Origin of the sequence: cf. Phormidesmis sp. LEGE 11477 (genome assembly GCF_015207105.1) — a bacterium.
Lineage (GTDB): Bacteria > Cyanobacteriota > Cyanobacteriia > Phormidesmidales > Phormidesmidaceae > Phormidesmis.
On record NZ_JADEXO010000058.1, the window covers coordinates 1 to 20,301 of the forward strand.

The 20,301-nt window shown below is 50.2% G+C and carries 17 protein-coding genes; 10 read left to right on the forward strand and 7 right to left on the reverse strand.

Annotated elements, in window-relative coordinates; genetic code table 11:
* Nucleotides 1–107: 107 nt before the first annotated feature.
* Entirely contained in the window at nucleotides 108–4,757 is a 4,650-nt protein-coding gene (gltB, locus tag IQ256_RS16395; protein WP_193856627.1) for a glutamate synthase large subunit, read from the reverse strand.
* A gap of 419 nt (nucleotides 4,758–5,176) precedes the next feature.
* Here gltB and IQ256_RS16400 point away from each other — a divergent pair, with 419 nt between their 5' ends.
* Nucleotides 5,177–5,686, forward strand: a complete 510-nt coding sequence (locus IQ256_RS16400; protein ID WP_228024963.1) for a nucleotidyltransferase family protein — start codon at nucleotides 5,177–5,179, stop codon at nucleotides 5,684–5,686.
* Nucleotides 5,687–5,858: 172 nt separating this feature from the next.
* On the opposite strand, the gene IQ256_RS16405 is transcribed toward IQ256_RS16400, so the two are convergent.
* The 6 genes from IQ256_RS16405 to IQ256_RS16425 all read right to left on the reverse strand — a co-directional run bounded on the left by IQ256_RS16405 (nucleotide 5,859) and on the right by IQ256_RS16425 (nucleotide 11,550).
* A complete protein-coding gene (locus IQ256_RS16405; protein ID WP_193856629.1) occupies nucleotides 5,859–6,806 on the reverse strand; it encodes an urease accessory protein UreD in 948 nt (315 codons plus the stop codon).
* 54 nt (nucleotides 6,807–6,860) lie between these two features.
* Nucleotides 6,861–8,567, reverse strand: coding sequence for an urease subunit alpha (ureC, locus tag IQ256_RS16410; protein ID WP_193856630.1), 1,707 nt, complete (start codon nucleotides 8,565–8,567; stop codon nucleotides 6,861–6,863).
* A gap of 56 nt (nucleotides 8,568–8,623) precedes the next feature.
* On the reverse strand, nucleotides 8,624–9,031 hold the full coding sequence (locus IQ256_RS29720) for an urease subunit beta (protein WP_228024964.1): 408 nt from the start codon (nucleotides 9,029–9,031) through the stop codon (nucleotides 8,624–8,626).
* A gap of 3 nt (nucleotides 9,032–9,034) precedes the next feature.
* Nucleotides 9,035–9,349 (reverse strand): urease subunit gamma, encoded by a 315-nt coding sequence (locus IQ256_RS29725; protein WP_228024965.1) that lies wholly within the window; start codon nucleotides 9,347–9,349, stop codon nucleotides 9,035–9,037.
* 67 nt (nucleotides 9,350–9,416) lie between these two features.
* Nucleotides 9,417–10,427 carry an alpha/beta fold hydrolase gene (locus IQ256_RS16420; protein WP_193856631.1) on the reverse strand — a complete coding sequence of 337 codons (1,011 nt, stop codon included), beginning with the start codon at nucleotides 10,425–10,427 and terminating at the stop codon, nucleotides 9,417–9,419.
* Between the two features lie 28 nt (nucleotides 10,428–10,455).
* Complete coding sequence (locus IQ256_RS16425) at nucleotides 10,456–11,550, reverse strand: aliphatic amidase (protein WP_193856632.1); 1,095 nt, start codon at nucleotides 11,548–11,550, stop codon at nucleotides 10,456–10,458.
* A gap of 186 nt (nucleotides 11,551–11,736) precedes the next feature.
* Between IQ256_RS16425 and IQ256_RS16430 the strand changes: the two genes are divergently transcribed.
* The 9 genes from IQ256_RS16430 (at nucleotide 11,737) to IQ256_RS16470 (ending at nucleotide 20,299) form a co-directional block, all read left to right on the forward strand.
* Complete coding sequence (locus tag IQ256_RS16430; protein ID WP_193856633.1) at nucleotides 11,737–11,880, forward strand: hypothetical protein; 144 nt, start codon at nucleotides 11,737–11,739, stop codon at nucleotides 11,878–11,880.
* Between the two features lie 467 nt (nucleotides 11,881–12,347).
* Nucleotides 12,348–13,700 (forward strand): ABC transporter substrate-binding protein, encoded by a 1,353-nt coding sequence (locus IQ256_RS16435; RefSeq protein WP_193856634.1) that lies wholly within the window; start codon nucleotides 12,348–12,350, stop codon nucleotides 13,698–13,700.
* A 184-nt stretch (nucleotides 13,701–13,884) separates the two neighbouring features.
* Nucleotides 13,885–14,862 carry an urea ABC transporter permease subunit UrtB gene (gene urtB / locus IQ256_RS16440; protein WP_228024966.1) on the forward strand — a complete coding sequence of 326 codons (978 nt, stop codon included), beginning with the start codon at nucleotides 13,885–13,887 and terminating at the stop codon, nucleotides 14,860–14,862.
* A 77-nt stretch (nucleotides 14,863–14,939) separates the two neighbouring features.
* Nucleotides 14,940–16,109 carry an urea ABC transporter permease subunit UrtC gene (gene urtC / locus IQ256_RS16445; RefSeq protein WP_193856635.1) on the forward strand — a complete coding sequence of 390 codons (1,170 nt, stop codon included), beginning with the start codon at nucleotides 14,940–14,942 and terminating at the stop codon, nucleotides 16,107–16,109.
* A gap of 157 nt (nucleotides 16,110–16,266) precedes the next feature.
* Nucleotides 16,267–17,022: an urea ABC transporter ATP-binding protein UrtD gene (gene urtD / locus IQ256_RS16450; RefSeq protein WP_193856636.1), complete on the forward strand. Its 756-nt coding sequence runs from the start codon at nucleotides 16,267–16,269 to the stop codon at nucleotides 17,020–17,022.
* Entirely contained in the window at nucleotides 16,997–17,761 is a 765-nt protein-coding gene (gene urtE / locus IQ256_RS16455) for an urea ABC transporter ATP-binding subunit UrtE (protein WP_370623466.1), read from the forward strand. Before urtD ends, urtE begins: the two co-directional genes overlap by 26 nt.
* Nucleotides 17,762–18,194: 433 nt before the next feature.
* The gene (fmdA, locus tag IQ256_RS16460; protein WP_193856637.1) at nucleotides 18,195–19,400 is read left to right on the forward strand and encodes a formamidase; all 1,206 of its coding nucleotides are present in this window, start codon (nucleotides 18,195–18,197) and stop codon (nucleotides 19,398–19,400) included.
* Nucleotides 19,401–19,413: 13 nt separating this feature from the next.
* Complete coding sequence (locus IQ256_RS16465) at nucleotides 19,414–19,698, forward strand: FmdB family zinc ribbon protein (RefSeq protein ID WP_193856638.1); 285 nt, start codon at nucleotides 19,414–19,416, stop codon at nucleotides 19,696–19,698.
* 220 nt (nucleotides 19,699–19,918) lie between these two features.
* Nucleotides 19,919–20,299, forward strand: coding sequence for a hypothetical protein (locus tag IQ256_RS16470; RefSeq protein WP_193856639.1), 381 nt, complete (start codon nucleotides 19,919–19,921; stop codon nucleotides 20,297–20,299).
* Nucleotides 20,300–20,301: the final 2 nt, after the last annotated feature.

A 20,301-nucleotide genomic window follows, 5' to 3' on the forward strand; every position in this document is an offset into this window, starting at 1 on the left:
GGTCCGGTGTGTATCGCAGGTTGCCGGACCCACCCCGCCCCTCGACTACGCTCGGGGCACCCCTCCGAGGAGGGGATTTACTTCAGGCGATGAGTCAAGGGTGGTATCTAGCTACCGCTGACTCTCGCTAGGTCACGAGCATTTTCTTCAAAGGCGGCGGACATCGCTTCGTCATTACTCAGACCATCAGCGAGGGCTTTTTGAATGTGTTGCAATACTCGCTTGTAGTCGCGGGGCATTACTTTCACAAACTTGGGCAGGATGTTTTCCCAGTCTGATAGGACTGTTTTGGCTTTGTTGCTGCCAGTGAGGTCTAGATGACGTTGAACAATCTCTCGCAACTCTTGCTGTTCGCCGACGGTTTCGACTTTTTCTAGGCCGACCATTTCGGTGTTGCAGCGACTAGCAAAGTCTCCCGCTTCGTCTAGCACGTAGGCCACGCCGCCACTCATTCCGGCGGCAAAGTTGCGTCCGGTCCGGCCCAAGATGATCGCCTTACCGCCCGTCATGTATTCGCAGCCGTGGTCGCCGACGCCTTCTACCACGGCTTGAGCACCGGAATTGCGGACACAGAATCGTTCTCCAGCTTGACCGTTGATGTAGGCTTCGCCGCGAGTGGCCCCGTAGAGGGTGACGTTGCCAGTGACGATGTTGTCTTCGGCCACTAGGGTAGAGGACTTGTGCGGATAGAGAATCAGCTTACCGCCGCTGAGCCCTTTGCCGAGATAGTCGTTGGCGTCGCCTTCTAGCTCTAGAGTCATGCCTTTGGGCGTGAATGCGCCAAAGCTTTGACCAGCAGTGCCCTGGAAATGCAGGTGAACGGTGTCTTCGGGCAAGCCTTCCCAGTGGTTCTTGGTGATTTCGTTGCCGACGATAGTACCGACGACGCGGTTGATGTTGGTAATTGGCAAGGTAGCTTTGACTTTTTCTCCTTTCTCGATGGCGGGTTTACAAATCTCCAACAGTTGGGTGATATCGAGAGATTTATCTAAGCCGTGGTCTTGAGCCTGGGTGCAGTAGCGGCCTACTTCGGGGCCGACTTCTGGCTTGTGTAATAAAGGAGAAAGATCGATGCCTTTTGCCTTCCAGTGATCAATGGCCTTCTTAGGCGCGAGCATTTCAGTGCGACCAACCATCTCATCTAGGGTGCGGAAGCCCAGTTCGGCCATAATTTCTCTGGTTTCTTGGGCGATGAACTTCATGAAGTTGACGGTGTAGGCCGGATCGCCGCTGAACTTACTACGCAGCTCTGGGTTTTGGGTGGCGACCCCTACCGGGCAGGTGTTGAGATGGCAGACGCGCATCATGATGCAGCCCAAAGTGACGAGCGGTGCGGTGCTAAAGCCGAATTCTTCTGCGCCGAGTAGGGCCGCGATCGCCACATCCCTCCCAGTCTTCATCTGCCCATCGGTCTCAATCACGATCCGGCTACGCAGATTGTTCAACACCAGTGTCTGATGCGTCTCGGCGAGTCCCAACTCCCAAGGCAGTCCCGCGTGCTTGATCGAAGTCTGGGGCGACGCGCCCGTGCCACCGTCGAAGCCGGAAACTAGAACCACATCGGCATGCGCTTTGGCTACACCTGCGGCAATCGTACCAACGCCAACTTCTGAAACCAGCTTCACACTGACTCTAGCCGCACGATTGGCGTTCTTGAGATCGTGAATCAGCTCGGCGAGATCTTCGATGGAGTAAATGTCGTGGTGAGGCGGCGGCGAGATTAAACCTACCCCTGGCGTAGAGTTACGGACCTTAGCAATCCAGGGATAGACCTTCTTGCCCGGTAGCTGGCCGCCTTCTCCTGGCTTGGCACCTTGGGCCATTTTAATCTGGATCTCTTTGGCCTGAGACAGATACAGGCTATTCACGCCAAAGCGACCAGAAGCAACTTGTTTGATGGCGCTATTTTTAGAGTCGCCCTGCTCGTTTGTCCAGGTGTAGCGAGCGGGGTCTTCGCCGCCTTCGCCAGTGTTGGAGCGGCCACCGATTCTGTTCATGGCGATCGCCAAGGTCTCATGCGCCTCTTGCGAAATCGAACCGTAGCTCATCGCCCCTGTTTTGAAGCGCTTCATAATCGCCTCAATCGGCTCAACTTCCTCAATTGGAATTGACGCTTGCGGCGTAAACTCCAACAGATCGCGCAATCGGAAAAACTGCTTGCCCTGCTCGTTTACCAGCGCTGAGTACTTCTTAAACAGCTCATATTTGCCATCACGAGTCGCCTGCTGCAACAGATGAATGCTCTGCGGACTCAGCAGATGAGCTTCACCGTCCTTGCGCCACTGGTATTCACCGCCCACGTCTAGCGTAGCCGTGTTGTTGCTACCTGTTGCCAATCGCTCAGGGAAGGCATGACGATGCCGCTGAATTGCTTCTTCGGCTAGCACATCTAAACCAACGCCCTGAATGCGAGAAGCGGTCCAGGTAAAGTACTTGTCAATCACAGAGCTGTTCAGGCCAATCGCCTCAAAAATCTGCGCGCCCCGATAGCTCTGTAGCGTCGAGATGCCGATTTTAGACGCGACTTTGACAACGCCCTTTGTTGCCGCCTTGATATAGTTCTTGCAAGCAGCCTCTAGAGAGATGTCACGCAGCAGATTCTCTTCGATCATTCGCTGAAAAGTCTCGAAGGCCATGTACGGATTAATTGCGCCGCAGCCATAGCCCAGCAGCACCGCAAAGTGATGCACCTCACGCGGCTCACCTGATTCGAGCACAAGTCCTACCTGGGTGCGAGTACCCTGACGAATCAGATGATGGTGCAACCCGGCAACGGCTAACAGAGCGGGAATCGGCGCTCTGTTTTGAGTAATATCGCGGTCGGAGAGGATGAGAATTTCATGGCCAGACTCAATGGCTTCATCGGCCTTTAGACACAGCGCTTCAATCGCACCGCTAAGACCTGCTTCACCCTGATCAGGATCAAACAAGATCGGCAAAACGCTCGTCTTGAACTGAGTATTGTGCTTAATCCTAGCCAGCTCAGCGTTCGTAATAAAGGGCGTCTTTAGCTGAAGTAAACGGCAGCTTTCGGGCGTAGGTTCTAACAGGTTTCGCTCTGATCCAATGGTTGTTGTTGCAGAGGTGATGATCGCTTCGCGAATAGAGTCGATCGGCGGATTGGTAACCTGGGCAAATAGCTGTTGAAAGTAGTTGTATAGCAGCTTTGGCCGATTGGAGAGAACGGGCAGCGGCGTATCTGTACCCATCGCGCCAATGGCTTCTACCCCATTTTTACCCATCGGAGAGAGCAGCATCCGCAATTCTTCAAAGGTATAGCCAAAGGCCATCTGCCTTTTGGTAACCGCGCTAGGGCTAGTATCGACTTCAGGCGCTTCTTCAAAGTCTTTATCGTCAGTCGAGCTTAAATCATCGAGAGAAACAAGATTCTCGTTTAGCCAGGTTTGGTAGGGCTGCTCAGTCGCGATTTGTTGTTTGATTTCTTCATCTGAAACAATCTTGCCAGCTTTAGTATCGACTAAGAACATTTTGCCAGGTTCTAGGCGACCTTTTTTCACAATATCTTCTGGCGCGACTGGCAGCACACCGGCTTCAGAGGCCATAATCACCCGGTCGTCTTTGGTGACGTAGTAGCGGCCAGGGCGTAGGCCATTTCTATCTAGGACTGCGCCCATCTGAGTGCCGTCGGTAAAGGCAATCGAGGCTGGCCCGTCCCACGGCTCTATCAGGCAAGAGTGATATTCATAAAATGCTTTCTTTTTGGCGTCCATAGTCGCATGGCCAGACCAGGGCTCGGGCACCATCATCATCAGCGCGTGAGGCAGCGATCGCCCGCTCAAAGCCAACAGCTCTAACGTGTTGTCAAAAATAGTCGAGTCACTGCCTTGAACGTTGATCAGCGGTCTAGCTTTGTCAAGGTCTTCACCAAACAGCTCGGACTCGAACATTGACTGGCGAGCGGTCATCCAGTTGATATTGCCGCGCAGGGTGTTGATCTCGCCGTTATGAGCGATATAGCGATAGGGGTGCGATCGCTCCCAGCTTGGAAACGTATTCGTACTAAAGCGAGAATGCACCAGCGCCAGCGCACTTTCCATATCAGCGTCGTGCAAATCTGGATAATAGTTACCCACCTGCAAGGGCATTAACATGCCCTTATACACAATCGTACGGCAAGACAGGCTAGCCACATACCAATAGCTATCGATCTGGTTGGTAATGCGATGGGCCTGCTTACGCACCACATACAGCTTGCGCTCCATTGTCAGCTTATCGGCCTCCGCGCCGAGACTGCCACGACCGATAAACGCTTGCAGTATAGAAGGTTCGCTCTTTTGAGCAGTCGGCCCCAAAGAAGAATTATCTGTCGGCACATCTCGCCAGCCCAACAGATCTAGACCCGCGTCTGCGACAATCGCTTCAAAGTCTTTTTTGCTTTTAGCACGGATCTCGCTATCTGGGCTGGCATACACCATCGCCACGCCATATTGACCCGACGCTGGCAAGGTAACCCCCTCAGCGGCTGCTACCTTCGTCATAAACCGATGCGGTATCTGGAGCAGGATACCCGCCCCGTCACCCGTGTTGGGTTCAGCGCCCACTGCGCCCCGATGGTCCAAGTTCAGCAATATTGTCAGACCCTGCCGAACAATATCGTGAGAGACCTGCCCTTTCATCTGCACCACAAAGCCTACACCGCAAGCATCATGTTCATTTCGTGGATCGTAAAGACCTTGCTGAGTCGGAACTGATGGGCGATTAATAAAGCGGTTTACAATTTGGTCGGAAGGAGCCATCGCAGAAAATCCGAGGGGTAAGTGTTATCTGAGAATTGAAATGCCAGAGTTCTTATTATTAAGCAAGGGAATGAAAACTGAGCCGCTGCTTAACAAAAACACTGGAATTGTGTTGCGAAATATCTCCAAAAGTTATGAGATGATTGTTTTCAGGTTAGGGGATGAGTATCAAACCCACACTGCTACATGCTGCTGAATGACATCACTGTTCGATTCGGGCTCTAGGCGTTTCGATGTTGCCGCTAGATATCGCTATTACAACAGATATCGCTAATATAGAAGCTATGCTAGCCCGCAAATCGATACTCAATAGACCTACCGTCAAAGCATTACTGGCTTTGACAAAAACTCGTTGCACCGCATCCGATCATGCTCTGCGACCACCTGTGTTACCTAAGGTCATTCGTAGGCTTAATCCGATGCTAGTCAGTGCTGATAAGCTTAAATTGCTACTACCTGATGGTTTACGCTATGTGGTCGTCGGTGGCGTAGCCTCAGCTCACTATCAGCCTGCTAGATTCACTGAGGATATAGATTTAATGGTTTTGGCAGAGGATGCTACTGCTGTTGAGCACGCGCTTCAGCTGGCTGGCTGGTCTCAGCTAGGTATTATTAGCTTTGGTGGTTCTAGCTGGCAATCTGCCGAAGGTGAACTCATCGATCTTCTCCATGCTCCTGAGCAATCATGGGTGACAGCTGCGTTAGACGCGCCTATTAAAACGCTAGAAGGTCTACAGATTATCGATCTACCCTACTTAATTATCCTCAAATTATCCGCGACTCGCGCTGTGGATATTGGCGATATTGTCAGCATGCTACAGCACGCTGCTGAAGATGAAACGGTGCGGATTCGACAGGCGGTTGAAACTCACCGTAGCGATCTCCTAGAAGATTTTGAGCAGTTTAATGAGATCGCGCGGCTTAGCTAAATCACCAAAGGCCAAACTGCCAGAAACCGCTGAATTACATCGTTCTTCTTTCCTCTGCAAACACGGCTTATCCCTAGCTGAAAACACGATTCACTCCATCGGCAATACTTTTTTGTCAGTCAGCTAGGTAGAGAGATTTCGCCCCTTTTCTGTCCCGATTCGCTTCGGCCAATCACTTCGGAATAATTGGCAACAAAGGCTGTGCTGCTAGCTGGCGAATGCAGTTGAGCAGATAGCGTTGATAGGTCTTAAGCGCATTGACTTTGGTGGCGATCGCCCGCACTAGAATGCCATTGCAACCGGGCAGCGGTGACTCACACGCCTGCAAAGTGTCCGCTGGAATTTCATGCTGTTGAAGCTTCCTCAACAAATCATCTAATGCGATTCCCGGCACAACTGCAACAAAGTTTCCTAGCAGCGGATACTCAGTCACAAATGCGCTGTGCTTGAATCGATTGGCTTGCCCGGTCAATCGCAGATTGTCTGCGAAGCATATCCGGCCATCTGGCGATCGCACCCGTAGCCGACTTTCAAACTGTTCAAATTCATAAAACTCCCCTCTAGCAATTCGTCCTGGCACAATGATTTCGCCGGAGATAAACCGTCCAGACGGATGCAAAGTCACCTCTACCCGCTGAGTCAGCGCTGCCGAATCAAATAGGATAATGGGTTCTAGAACATATTCAAAATAGGCTTCCTTGCCGACTTGTATCTCCCAGATGACCTGAGCTGGCAGGCCATCCACGGGCTTGCTGTGAACTTTAGTCGCTGACTGGTCGGTGAGGTAGAGACAGGCTTGGTCGCCGACTTCTACCCTTAGCCGCAAATCATCCCCAGACAAAACGCCTGGAGCCGCACTCATAATGTAGGCATACACTCGTTCTGCATCAGCTCGGTCTAAGCGCAAATTACTAGAGAGTCGAAACGGGTAGCTCGCATACTGGTGAGCCACAAAAGATTGACTAGTCTGATTCGCGTTAGCCGCTTGAGCAACCCGCATAGACAAGTGCAGAGGTGATGAACTGCTTGCAGCGCCCGTTACTTTTTTGCCAGCGACTTTTTGGTCATCACTTTGACTCTCTATTCTCTGCTCGGCCTGCGGCAATGTCGTCGGCACCATCGGGCTTTCTCTATTTTTTGATCGGGTGGCTTTTGAAGATTGGTGGCTTTCAGACTAGCGAAAGATATACAGTCGTCCTAATGGAACCTGATCTACAGGTTCACAAGTTGCCAGTTCACCATCTACCCTCACTTGAAAGGTGTCCGGGTCTACCTCAATCTCCGGGCAGACGTCGTTATGCAGCATGTCAGCTTTAGTGAGCTGGCGCGTATCTTTCACTGGCAGCAGTTCCTTACTCAGACCCAAGCGATCGGCCAAACCTCGCTCCAAAGCTAGCTGCGTCACAAAGCAGGCAGATGAAGCGGCTGGCGCACTGCCAAAGCTGCCCCACTGAGGACGATACACAATCGGTTCGCAGGTCATTAGCGAGGCATTCGACTCTCCCATCGGCGACCAGGCAATAAATCCTTGCTTCATCACCAGCTCCGGCTTGATACCAAAGAACCCTGGTCGCCACAGGACGATATCGGCCATTTTGCCGGGTTCAATCGAGCCAACATAATCAGCGATGCCGCAGGTCCTGGCCACGTTGATTGTGTATTTTGCTAGATAGCGTAATACCCGATTATTGTCGTTGCGATCGCTGTCCCCAGACAACGTTCCTCGCTGATCCTTCATCTTGGAGGCTAGCTGCCAAGTCCGACAAATCACTTCGCCGATGCGGCCCATGCCCTGACTGTCAGAGCCCAACATGCTAATCGCCCCCATATCATGCAGGATGTCTTCGGCGGCGATTGTCTCTGCTCGGATGCGAGATTCGGCAAAGGCCACATCCTCTGGCACTCTCGGATTGAGGTGGTGGCACACCATCACCATATCGAGATGCTCATCAAAGGTGTTGACGGTGTAGGGATTGGTGGGATTGGTTGAGGAGGTCAGACAGTGAGCGTAGGAAGCGACTTTGATAATATCTGGTGCATGACCGCCGCCCGCGCCTTCGGTGTGATACGTGTGAATAGTGCGGCCTTTGATTGCGGCCAGCGTATCTTCGACGTAGCCAGATTCATTGAGCGTGTCCGTGTGGATCTTTACTTGAAAGTCGTATTCGTCAGCAACGTTTAGACAGGTGTTGATCGCCGAGGGCATGGCTCCCCAGTCCTCGTGAATCTTTAGCCCCATCGCGCCGTTGGCTACTTGCTCGACTAGGCTTTCTGGCAGGCTAGAGCTGCCCTTTCCCAAGAAACCAAAATTGATCGGGAAAGCTTCAGAGGCCCGCAGCATCATGCCTAAGTTATGTGCGCCACTAGAGCAGATGCCCACTGTTACTGGGCCTAAGCCGCCACCGAGCATAGTGGTCAGCCCGCTAGAGAGCGCCTCGTCGCAAAGCCCGGCGCTGTCAAAGTGAACGTGGCTATCTAGACCACCGGGGGTCGCGATCAAGCCTTCTCCAGCTCGCACGTCAGTATTAGCGCTGATGATCAAGTTCGGCGTCACATCGGTCATGATGCCAGGATTACCCGCTTTACCGATGCCAGCAATCTTGCCGTCTTTGATACCGATGTCGGTTTTGACGATGCCCTGCACCGGATCGACTAGCAGCACGTTAGTAATCACCATGTCGAGCGCACCGTCTGCGGCAGTGACACCAGCGGCCATGCCCAGCCCATCTCGCAGAGTTTTGCCACCGCCAAAGACGCACTCATCGCCGTAGACCGTATCGTCGCGCTCGACTTCAATAATCAGTGAAGTATCCGCTAGGCGGACGCGATCGCCCGTGGTCGGTCCAAACAGCTCGGCATAGCGATCGCGGCTAATTTCCATCGAATCTCTCTTTTCTATGAGCAAAAATTAGAGGCAAAAAACTGATAGGCAAAAAACTAGGTCGAGCTGAAGCCCTGCGCTTCTAAACGGGCGATCGCAGCTTCTCTTACCTGCGGGTCATCTAGCGATCCATTGACTAGATCGTTGAGACCTCTAACGATGCGATCGCCTGCTAAGGCCACCACCGTCACCGTTTTCGTATCGCCGGGCTCAAACCGTACGGCTGTCCCCGCCGGAATGTCTAGGCGAAATCCCAGCGACTGTGCCCTGTCGAACCGCAGCATCCGGTTCACCTCAAAAAAGTGATAGTGAGAACCCACCTGAATCGGGCGATCGCCCACGTTTGCCACTTCTAGCGTTTTGAACTCTCGCCCGGCATTAATTTCTAGAGCGCCCGGTTCGCAGACAATTGCGCCCGGCACTAGAAAACCATCTGTATCGGAACCTGCGTTTGTTGTTGCCATTGACTAAGCCTCTAGTGGGCGAATAGGATTATGAACGCTCACTAGCTTGGTGCCGTCATTGAAGTGAGCCTCTACCTGAATCAGCGGAATCAGCTCGGGCACACCTGGCAAGACATCGGCTGTAGATAACAGCGCTGCCCCTTCAGACATTAGCTGGGCCACAGACTTATCTTCGCGAGCACCTTCGACGATATAGTCACTGATGTATGCGATCGCCTCCGGCACATTCAGCCTGATTCCTCTTTCTTTTCGCCTACGAGAAATCTCCGCAGCGGTAAACAGGGTCAACCTTTCAGACTCTTTAGGCGTTAAATACATCGCGATTGGCTACTAATAAATTAATCCAACAGAAAGTTCAGTCAATAGAAGATACTTGCATCGTGAATTACGTTGTAAGCAGCTCTTTGATGTGTCGGTCAATAAATTCAGTATCAGCCTCATTAATGCCACCGCCAGCAAAATGTCCCCAGATAGAAGGAATCATGCGAAACTCCGCATCGGACATATGTTCTACCTCATACTCATTGTCTTCAGGTGGAAAGTAGAGATCGGTCTGTCCTGGCATCACGATCGCCTTTGCCTTTATCGCTGATAGCGCTTTCTCAAAATCACCCTCAAACCCTGGCGTGTTGGCAATATCGCCGTTTTGCCACGTCCACAGCATCGCCAACAGATTGTTAGCATCCTTCTTAAGAAAAAAGCCTTCCCAAAAAGCCACTAAGAAGTCTTCTAAAGAAGAATATCCCATCTCAATATGGAGCCGTTCGCGATAAAACGCCTGAGATAATCCCCAGCCTGCATAAACTCGGCCGACCGCCCTCAGTCCTTGATTCGGCTGCTTGTCATACCAGCCGTTTTTCCAAGCCACGTCTGTTTGAATTGCAACCTTCACCCCTTCCAAAAAGACAATATTGTGCAGACTCGTCTTAGCAGATCCACAAAAAGGGAAGATGCGCTCGACCATCTCTGGGTAGCTCATCCCCCATTGGTATGTTTGCCCAGCGCCCATTGACCAGCCGGTTACTAGCGCAATCTTCTCAATGCCAAACTCTTCTGTTACCAGTCGATGCTGAGCAGCAACATTATCGTAAAAGGTAACGTGAGGAAACCTAGCGCGGTCATAAGGTGGGGGCGTATTACTTGGCGAAGAAGACAGCCCATTCCCAAACATATTTGGGATGATAATGAAGTATTTTTGCGGATCGAGAGCCATTCCCTCCCCGATTAGCCATTCATTGTCATAGTGCTGCCCTGAGTACCAGGTAGGATAAACAATCACATTGCTTTTATCCGCATTGAGTGTACCGAATGTTTTGTACGCTAATTTGGCATCGCGCAATGTTGCTCCCGACTGCAGGGCAACATCTCCAAGCTCAAAAGTTTCGTAATCGACCACTAACCTGCACTTCCTACAAGATTCAAGTTCAAGAGACGGGCTGAGTGACGACGACGGGCTCTGACTTCTTCACCGCAGGCATCACAGGCGCGGCTGTTGTTGGGTTCGGAATACCTTCAATCGGGCATTCTTCCGTACCTACTGTGCCGCGAGTCAACGCTTCAACCTTCTCTTTCGTCTTCTGCGGATCTAGCACCCACTCTCTGTAGAATTCATAAGGACACTCCATCATGCCTTCATCGCCATCACCAGAATTAATCATGCCAGTGTAGCCACGGTGCAAGAGCTTGAACATATGGTTCTGAGACTGAGAATGCTTACGGAAATCTCGAATCGCAAACTTCGAGAGGGCAGCATACTGAATGCCATTCTCTTCTTCGCCGCACTCGCCTAGCGTACGTCCATCAAAGCCAACAATCGCCGAGTGACCAAAATAGCTGTATACTCCATCAAACCCAGCGGCATTTGCCACGGCTACATAGGTATTGTTCATCCAGGCCATCGCCTTAGAGACAATCACCTGCTGATCTTTAGAAGGATACATATATCCCTGACAGCGAATGACTAGCTCCGCGCCTTTCATCACGCAGTCGCGCCAAATCTCGGGGTAGTTGCCATCATCACAGATAATTAGGCTGATTTTCAGCCCTTTTGGACCGTCGGAAACATACGTGCAATTTCCTGGGTACCATCCTTCGATGGGTGCCCAAGGCATGATCTTTCGATATCTTTGAACAATTTCGCCGCGATCATTCATCAAAATCAAAGTGTTGTAGGGCACTTTATTGGGATGCTCTTCGTGGCGTTCTCCTGTCAAAGAAAACACGCCCCAAACCTTGTTGCGAATACATGCTTCGGCAAAGATCTCTGTCTCAGGGCCAGGAATACTTGCCGCATTCTCCATCATCTCGTCAGGATCGTACATAATTCCATGAGTCGAATACTCTGGAAAAACAACGAGATCCATCCCCGGCAAACCCAGCTTCATACCATCAATCATGTCTGAGATATTTCTGCAGTTTGACAGCACCTCGTCATGAGTGTGCAGCCGAGGCATCTTGTAGTTAACAACCGCGACGCCGACCGAATCATTGCTAGAAGAGATATCACCGTGGACAGACATGACTGACTCCTTGAACTTTTATGCAATGTCACATTTGTAACAGTTCCAAACCTTTTAAAAATGTGACTACAGATACCAAAGCACAGCTATTCGTCCTAATAGAACGACTACCAGATTCTGCATTCATAGCAAAAAGTGCATAGGAAATATAAAGTCACCTGATAGAAAAGTTCAAAAAAAGAAGCCATGGAAACAGAAGCGTTCAAAATTAAAGCGCAAGTATCACAATCAACAGTTGACCAAGTTCGCATAGATCTGCTGGTCTTCGTCACTGTTTACGTCACGACTGATACAGCGCTGACCAGTCAGATCATCGTATTAAAAGAATAGCAAGCAAAAGCCTTGCAAAAGAAATGCTGACTGAGCCAGCCGTGTGTGACGCTTTATACAGCCATCCGTTTCGTCTAGAGCCGCCCTTTGGCTGCAAGAGTGTCTTGCTTAAAGCAGTAGAAGCCTAGGCTTGTGCTGCAAATTACAAGTTTGTCATACAAGTAAAAAGCCATCTCAGTTTTGTATCAACTGAGACAAAACGGGACCGAGATGCTCTATACAGTCCACTTAGCTATCGGTGGTTCTGCCTAGTTAGGCAGGCTTTATCTGTTCTACGCTTCTACGGCTTTATGCTTCTATGGCGAGTTGCGGTTGCTGCGAACCACTGTGGCCAAACTATAGCAAACCGATAGAGATAGCCCCGCGAAGATAGTTAATTCATTGATTAATTTAGGGTGAGCCACTAAGCGCTTAAGCATCTTTAAGAAAAGAAGTCACTCCAGTTTGTGTGAGGTCAAGCAGTTTCTATGTCACAGTCCCGTATTTTCAATAATCTTAGTCGAAGAAAATTTCTTCAATACAGCTCTCTTGCGGCTGGAACTAGTGTTTTAGCTGCCTGCGGTGGTGGCGGAGGCAGCGATTCACAGGCAAACCTGGGTGAGAACCCGATTAAAGTCGGCGTTATGTACTCCACGACGGGTAGTATCGCTATTGTTGAGAAGTCTCTTCAGGATGCGACCTTTCTAGCCATCGAACAAATCAATACAGGGACTGGCCCCTGGGAAGGAAATGGCGAAGGCATCGGTGGCCGCAAGATTGAAAGGGTCGTTGTCAACCCTAATTCTGACTGGGATCTCTACAACCAGATGTCTAAGCGCTTGATCGAGGAAGACCAGGTTGTTTGCGTTCTAGGCTGCTATACGTCGGCCAGTCGTAAGTCTGTATTACCGGTTTTTGAGGACACGGATTCTATCCTTTATTATCCGGTCTACTACGAAGGGAATGAATGTAGCTCTAATGTCTTCTACACAGGCGCTGCGCCCAACCAGCAGATCACGGACTCTATCCCCTATGCCTATGAGAATTTTGGCCCTAGAGGCTTCTTCATCGGTTCTGACTATATCTATCCAAAAGAGAGTAACCGGATTGCGATCGCAGAACTAGAAAAAGCAGGCGGTCAGTCCGTTGGCGACGAGTACGCAGCCCTAGGCACCACCGAATTTATCACCATCATCAACAAAATCAAGGCCGCTAGTCCTGACTTTGTCCTTAGCAACCTAGTAGGCGACAGTATCCCTGCTTTCTACCGCCAGTTCAAGGATGCGGGCGTCAACGCCGAAGATATTCCTATCATGGCCTATCCCACCACTGAAGAAGAGATTCAGGCGATGGGCTCTGAATACTCAGCCGGGCACTACACCAGCTTCAACTATTTTCAGAGTGTAGAAACCCCCGAGAACGAAGCCTTTGTTTCCCAGTTCAAAGAAATGTTTGATGACAACCGCGTGACCAACGGCGTTATGGAAGCGGCCTATATTCAGACATTCTTCATGGCTCAGGCGATGAAAGATATCTTAGAGGCGGGCGACGAGATCACGACTGAAACCTTGCGCGAAGCCACTCGTGGCCAGGAATTCAACGCACCTCAAGGCCCCGTGAAGATGGACCCCGATAACTATCACGCCTGGCTGTACTCTAGAATCGGCAGATGGCAAGAGGATGGCCAAGCCGAGATCGTCTTTGCAACAGAGTCAGCCGTCAAGCCCATTCCCTGGAGTCAAGCGCTGTATCAAGGCAGAATGTGCGTGCATCCTACGCCCGACGACCGCAGTGACCCCACAAAAGAAACAGGGGAAGAGCTAGAACCTGTGTTCCTCTAGATCTTGTCAGGTTGACGGCGTGCCTTATTAGCACGCCGTTTATCTATCTAGCTTTAACCTATCCAGCTTTATTTGTTTCCAGCACTCATCTCAACAGTGTTCTCAACACTGTATTTATAAGCACAGGCAACCCTCTCTAGATCAAGCACACTTAAAAATTAAGCAAACCCAAACTAAGCACACCATGTTGGATTCTGCCTTGCCTTCAATGCTATCGTCACCGCTCTATCTATTAGCGCAAGAAGAGCCTGCCATAGAGGGCGGATTTCAGATGACCGCTCTGCTCAATCAGGCGCTCAACGGCGTTGGGATTGTAGGCATCTTGCTACTGACGGCGCTAGGGCTGGCGATTACCTTCGGCGTCATGCGGATTATCAATCTCGCCCACGGTGAGTTCATTATGCTAGGAGCCTACATCACCTTTTGGATGCAGGAAAACTTCCAGATGGACTTGCTGATGACGATTCCTTTTGCCTTTATTGGCACCGCGTTAGTCGGCGCGCTAGTCGAGCTCACGATTATTCGCAGGCTGTATGGCCGACCGCTAGAAACGTTGCTGGCAACTTGGGGGCTCAGCATTGTCTTGCAAGGCGTTGTCAAGCTAATTTTCACGGCGCAGCTAAAGTACGTCAGAGCGCCAGATTATCTATCAGGTAATGTCACGTTTGTGTCTGATCCAACAGGCTCACCCTTAGTTGCCATCTCTTACTATCGCCTTTTTATTGTTGTCGCCGCACTTTTGCTTCTAGGCATCACGATGTACCTTTTCTATAAAACCTCTTGGGGCCGTCAGATTCGAGCGGTCACCCAGAACCGAGAAATGGCTAAGTGCCTAGGCGTCAACACCAAGCTAGTAGATATGGGCACGTTTGCCTACGGCTGCGGGCTAGCTGGCATTGCAGGCGCGGTGATCTCAGCGCTAAAGACCGTTGCACCGCCCATGGGTCAAGACTACCTAGTCGATGCCTGGATGGTGGTAGTGACTGGCGGCGTCGATAAGCTGATTGGGATTCTAGCCGGTTCATTCTTGATTGGAGAAGCAAACGCCATTATCGCGTTTATCTTGAATGACCCGACGGCTAGAGTAATAGTCTTAGCATCTGTGATTGTGCTAATTCGATACCGGCCTGAAGGGTTATTTACCGTTCAAAAAAGGACTTGACCAGGCAATTTCTGTTCTCACTTTAATCATCACCTATTTAATCGCAGCATCTAATCGTAAACAGGAGCGCTTGAGAGATGTCAAATGTAGTATTGGGGTATAAGCAATCCTCTTTCCCGGCCAAGTTAGCTATCATCAGCGGGATCTCACTGCTAGTGTTTGCTGTCATCCCATTTTTTATCGGTAGCTTTCAACTCTCTCTTTTATCAAAGCTGCTGCTGTTCGGCTCGCTAGCGGTCTCTTTGGACTTAGTTTGGGGCTTCACTGGCATTCTTAGCTTTGCCCACGGCGTATTCTTTACCCTCGGTGGCTACGCTGCGGCCTACTATCTCAAGCTCAACCTCTCAGCCGCAAACAATACCTACGGCGGTGAGCTACCTGACTTTATGGTCTGGAATGGCTTAGAAGTTCTACCTTGGTTTATCGCACCGCTCAGGTATTTCCCAATCGCCTTTCTAGCGATGATTGGCGTACCGGCTTTATTTGCCTACATTACCGGATCGTTTATCTTTCGTTCCAAGGTCAGCGGGGTATATATCACCATCATCACGCTAGCGATTTCATCAGCGCTGACGACCTTTTTTATCAGTCAGCAAGCCTACACAGGGGGTACTAATGGCATTACCGACGTTAGCAGGCTGAGCTTCTTCGGTACAGAAATTCCGCCGATAGGTCTGTACTTTTTGATTTTGGCCTACACCACTTTTGTGATGGCTTTGAGCTGGTGGCTGACGCAGTCAAACTTTGGCTTAATTCTGCGCTCTATCAACGAAAATGAGAACCGAATTGCCTTTCTCGGGTACGACGTCGCTCAGTACAAGATTTTCATTTGGACACTTTCTGCGGCGCTAGCTGGAATGGCTGGCGGGCTGTTTGTCCCTTTGAACAGATTTATCTCGCCGGTTTATCTGGCCGTAGCTTTTGGTACTCAGGTCGTTATTTGGGTGGCCATTGGCGGACGAGGGACGCTGGTAGGTCCGCTGGCTGCGGCTATCTTGCTAGGTCAGATTCAGAACTCAGCAGAAAGGGTCACTCAAGACTGGCAGTTAGTAGTGGGCGTACTGCTGCTGATTGTGGTGCTGTTTATTCCTAATGGGTTGATGAGCCTGGTGCCAAAGCAGCTGAGGCTAGCCAACCTGTCCAAGCCGAAGCCGCTACCTGGCACGGTGAAAGCGGCGGAGACGACGACAACAGAGAAAGCCCAGACAGAAGTGGCGCAGACAGAACCTGCCCGGCGAAGCTCCTAGTACTTCGGGGTTGATTAAAGATCTCTTTTCCGTTGGGTAAAAGAGTGTGAGGGGTCCAGTCAATTTGATTATGGTTTTAGTCGGCGATCGAACGTTACTCTATATCGCGAATACAGTTTCAGCGCAGTTTTCTATCAGTACCTGAGGGTCTTTTTCAATGAAAGCGGTCTTATCCGTCAAGGATTTAAATGTTGTTTTTTCAGGATTCAAAGCGCTTAGCGGCGTTAATTTAGATGTCTATGACGGTGAGATTGTCACTATCATTGGACCGAACGGCGCAGGAAAGAGCACGCTGCTAGACGCAATTGTCAGCAAGTCTCCGGTGGCCTCTGGCAAAGTCTTTTTTAACGGTAAAGACATCACTAACAGGCAGCCTTACACAATTGCTCGTATGGGTATTGGCCGTAAGTTTCAAAACCCCAACGTCTACAACGAGCTGACGGTATTTGACAATATTCTGCTGGCGCTCAAGGGTGCTCACGGCATTTTTTCAGCTATTACGGCAAAGTTGACCAAGGCTAAGAAAGGAAAAATATACGACGTGCTAGAGCGTACGGGGTTGATCGATCAGGCCTTTGAGGAAGTGTCTTCTCTATCTCACGGTCAAAAGCAGTGGGTAGAAATTGCCATGGTGCTCGCCCAAGATCCCTCAATTGTCTTGCTAGATGAGCCTACTGCTGGCATGACCGCAGAGGAGACCTTCGCGACTGGTGAGATTATTAAGAGCATTGCCAAATCTCATTCAATTGTGGTCATCGAGCATGATATGGAGTTTGTGAAACAAATTGCAGAGCGCATCGTCGTGCTTCATCAAGGGGCAGTGCTGGCAGAAGGATCTGTAGAAGAAGTTCAAAGCAATCCTAAAGTGATAGAGGTATATCTAGGTCGTGAAACAATCAACGCCGCTGCTTGAGAAAAACGGAGATATGACGGCGGCTCAGCCGTTGCTTGAATTGAACAATGTAGTCGCTGGCTATGGGCCAACGCCTGTTTTGTTTGACGTTAATATGACTATCAATCAAGGGGACATTGCCTGCCTGCTGGGTCGAAATGGCGTGGGCAAAACCACGTTGTTGCGTACCGTTATCGGCTTGAACAGACCGGAGAGTGGCAGCATCTCTTTTGATGGACAAGAAATTACCAAAGCACCAACCTATCAGAGGGCTAGAAAAGGAATCGCCTATATTCCACAGGGGCGGGAGATTATTCCCTATCTGTCTGTGCTCGATAACTTGAAGATGGGCCTAAGTGCGAGCGGGAAAAAAGCTAGAACCAAGGGAAATGGCATTCCTACAGAGATCTTTGACTTTTTCCCGATGCTCAATGAGCACCTCAGTCGCCAGGGTGGACTGCTCAGCGGTGGGCAGCAGCAGCAGCTTGCGATCGCACGCGGTCTCATGTGTGAGCCCAAAATCATGCTCCTAGATGAACCGACCGAAGGTATTCAGCCCTCCATCGTTCAAGAGATTGAAGATACCCTGCGTAGGATCAATCAGGAAAAAGGAATTACCATTGTCGTTGTCGAGCAGAAAATTGAATTCGCTCGCAAGCTGGCTCAAAAGTTCTTCATTATGAAGAAGGGCAGCATTGTTGAAAAAGGAACAACCAATCAGCTATCCGACGCGCTATTGCAGAAGTATCTAGCGGTATAGAAAATTCTCGAATGAGTCAAAGTTGCGATCGCGTCGACTCTACCTACAACCTACCACTAAGCCTACCTACTCTTATTTAGAGCCGGACGTTTCAGCAGAGACGTTCGGCCCTTTTTTTCTTTCAAGAAATCATAGGTGCGCTTCTAAGAACTAGAACAAACTCAAGGAAAAAGTAGGACTAATCGAGTAAAAGCAAGAGAAATCCGCTATAAAGTTCTCTTTTGTATTAAATTTTACATACTGTCTACCGTAATAAAAGCTATGTTTTCCCTAAGCAAATTTGCTGAGTAGACACATTTTTCCAAAGCAATCAAAAGCGCTGTACAGAAAGCTTTTATCGACTCACTTTCTCTAACATCTAATTTCAGCGCTTCAAACCCAATATTCAGCCCCAATATTTCAACACAATCTAGTTAACTAGAGGAGTAGTGCCATGCCTGAGACTCTCTTTAAGATAGATCTCACTAAGCCTATGTCAGAGCAAGAGCTGCCTGGACACAATCGGTGGCATCCTGATATCCCGGCTGTGGTTTCTGTGAATCCAGGAGACGTTTTTCGGATTGAGTGTAAAGACTGGACTGATGGACAAATCAAAGATAATGACAACCCTGACGATGTTCGCGATGTCGATCTGACCAAGGTTCACATGCTCAGCGGCCCGATTTGGGTGAATGGCGCAGAGCCCGGTGACATTTTAGTCGTAGACCTGGTTGATATCGGCGCACTCCAGGGCGACGAATGGGGCTTTACCGGTATTTTTGCCAAAGAGAACGGTGGTGGATTTCTCACTGACCACTATCCCAAAGCAGCCAAGGCTATTTGGGACTTTCAAGGTATCTATACCTCGTCTCGACACATTCCAGGCGTGAAATTTGCGGGCATCACCCACCCTGGGCTGATTGGCTGTGCGCCTTCCCAAGAGCTGCTAAATAAGTGGAACCAGCGCGAAACCGAGCTAGTCAACACCGCGCCAGACCTGCGTACCTATGGCGCTGGACTATCGGGCGACGACCCAGTGCTAGCAGCACTGCCTAATCCGACCAACGCCGTTCTCGGAAAGGTAGCCGATACTGACTTTGATCGGATCGCAGCAGAAGCGGCGCGAACGGTACCCCCCAGAGAGCACGGCGGCAACTGCGATATCAAGAACCTTTCTAGAGGAACGCGCATTTACTTCCCTGTCTATGTAGAAGGCGCAAAACTTTCGATGGGCGATATTCACTTTTCGCAGGGCGATGGCGAAATCTCTTTTTGCGGCGCGATCGAGATGTCTGGCTACATCGATGTGCATGTAGACATTATCAAAGGCGGCGTTGATAAGTACGCTATGGTAAACCCAATTTTCAAGCCGGGTCCGGTGGAGCCTCACTACTCAGAGTACCTGGTATTTGAAGGCATCTCGGTCGATGAATTTTCGGGTAAGCAGTACTACATGGATACGCATATTGCCTATCGGCAAGCTTGTTTGAATACAATTGAGTATCTCAAAAAGTTTGGCTATACCGGAGAGCAAGCTTATCTACTGCTGAGCTGTGCGCCAGTAGAAGGACGAATTAGCGGCATCGTCGATATTCCCAACGCTTGCTGTACGCTGGCGCTACCGACTGCCATCTTTGATCAGCCAATTTTACCCACCTAGAAAGGTACAACTAATGCCCCTGTATGACTATAGCTGCAATGGCTGTGGCCCTTTTGAGGTATGGCACAAGATGGCGGAGACTGCCGTGCCTAGAAACTGCCCTGACTGCGATGCGATCGCATCTCGTATCTTCACCGCGCCCAATATCAGCTTAGGCTCAAGTAGTCTGCTCAAAAAGGTCGGCTCGCCTGAACCGCGCCTAGTCAAGCGCCAAAGCGAACCCGCTAAACCTCGCAATCAGGCAACTCGGCCAGGCAGCCGACCCTGGATGATAGGGCACGCAGCCGAAAGACTATAAGCCTTTCGTGTGAAACAATTCCATAGTCGTTTTCCATAGTCGTTATTAGCGCTGGATGAAGAATCTCCTTCATCCAGCGCTTTCTTTTGAAAAGCAGAAATTTTAAGAGCAGAAATTTTAAGAGCAGAAAATTCTGTATCGAAATATACAGATTTTTATATTTCGCCGACAGCGCTGTTTAGAATGAGTAAGACAAGCGATTCGAGACAAGCACACTTCAATGACTTACTTTACTAGCCACCCAGGCGATGTCGGCTCTATCCACCAAGCCAACCTGCTTACTCTGCTCAGCCGTCGCCTAGAATCGGCGAAAGCACAGCACAATCAGTCTTTGGTAGCGGCTCTAGAGTATGAGTATCAGCAGCTAACAGCCGTAGCTACCCAGCCTCAAACCGCTTCAGCAGGTGGATATCTTCAGCAGCTATGGGCCAGCTTTGCCCAGACCCTGAGTGAATGGAACAAAGTTCAAATTGAGCAGGGTTTCAACGCGCAGGGGCATCCTACTTGGTCTGCTTACAATCCTCAACTGGGCGAAACAATTTTGACTGAATCCAAAGCGGAAATGCACCAGTGGATTAGAAAACACTACTGGGGCAAATAAAG

What these genes read in the sequence shown, in the direction of transcription:
- IQ256_RS29720 (WP_228024964.1), bottom strand. Translation starts at nt 9,031, where the DNA reads ATGGCAACAACAAACGCAGGTTCCGATACAGATGGTTTTCTAGTGCCG.
- IQ256_RS16465 (WP_193856638.1), top strand. Translation starts at nt 19,414, where the DNA reads ATGCCCCTGTATGACTATAGCTGCAATGGCTGTGGCCCTTTTGAGGTA.
- ureC (WP_193856630.1), bottom strand. Translation starts at nt 8,567, where the DNA reads ATGGAAATTAGCCGCGATCGCTATGCCGAGCTGTTTGGACCGACCACG.
- IQ256_RS16400 (WP_228024963.1), top strand. Translation starts at nt 5,177, where the DNA reads ATGCTAGTCAGTGCTGATAAGCTTAAATTGCTACTACCTGATGGTTTA.
- IQ256_RS16470 (WP_193856639.1), top strand. Translation starts at nt 19,919, where the DNA reads ATGACTTACTTTACTAGCCACCCAGGCGATGTCGGCTCTATCCACCAA.
- urtC (WP_193856635.1), top strand. Translation starts at nt 14,940, where the DNA reads ATGTCAAATGTAGTATTGGGGTATAAGCAATCCTCTTTCCCGGCCAAG.
- IQ256_RS16425 (WP_193856632.1), bottom strand. Translation starts at nt 11,550, where the DNA reads ATGTCTGTCCACGGTGATATCTCTTCTAGCAATGATTCGGTCGGCGTC.
- IQ256_RS16405 (WP_193856629.1), bottom strand. Translation starts at nt 6,806, where the DNA reads ATGGTGCCGACGACATTGCCGCAGGCCGAGCAGAGAATAGAGAGTCAA.
- fmdA (WP_193856637.1), top strand. Translation starts at nt 18,195, where the DNA reads ATGCCTGAGACTCTCTTTAAGATAGATCTCACTAAGCCTATGTCAGAG.
- IQ256_RS29725 (WP_228024965.1), bottom strand. Translation starts at nt 9,349, where the DNA reads ATGTATTTAACGCCTAAAGAGTCTGAAAGGTTGACCCTGTTTACCGCT.
- urtB (WP_228024966.1), top strand. Translation starts at nt 13,885, where the DNA reads ATGTTGGATTCTGCCTTGCCTTCAATGCTATCGTCACCGCTCTATCTA.
- IQ256_RS16430 (WP_193856633.1), top strand. Translation starts at nt 11,737, where the DNA reads ATGGAAACAGAAGCGTTCAAAATTAAAGCGCAAGTATCACAATCAACA.
- gltB (WP_193856627.1), bottom strand. Translation starts at nt 4,757, where the DNA reads ATGGCTCCTTCCGACCAAATTGTAAACCGCTTTATTAATCGCCCATCA.
- IQ256_RS16435 (WP_193856634.1), top strand. Translation starts at nt 12,348, where the DNA reads ATGTCACAGTCCCGTATTTTCAATAATCTTAGTCGAAGAAAATTTCTT.
- urtD (WP_193856636.1), top strand. Translation starts at nt 16,267, where the DNA reads ATGAAAGCGGTCTTATCCGTCAAGGATTTAAATGTTGTTTTTTCAGGA.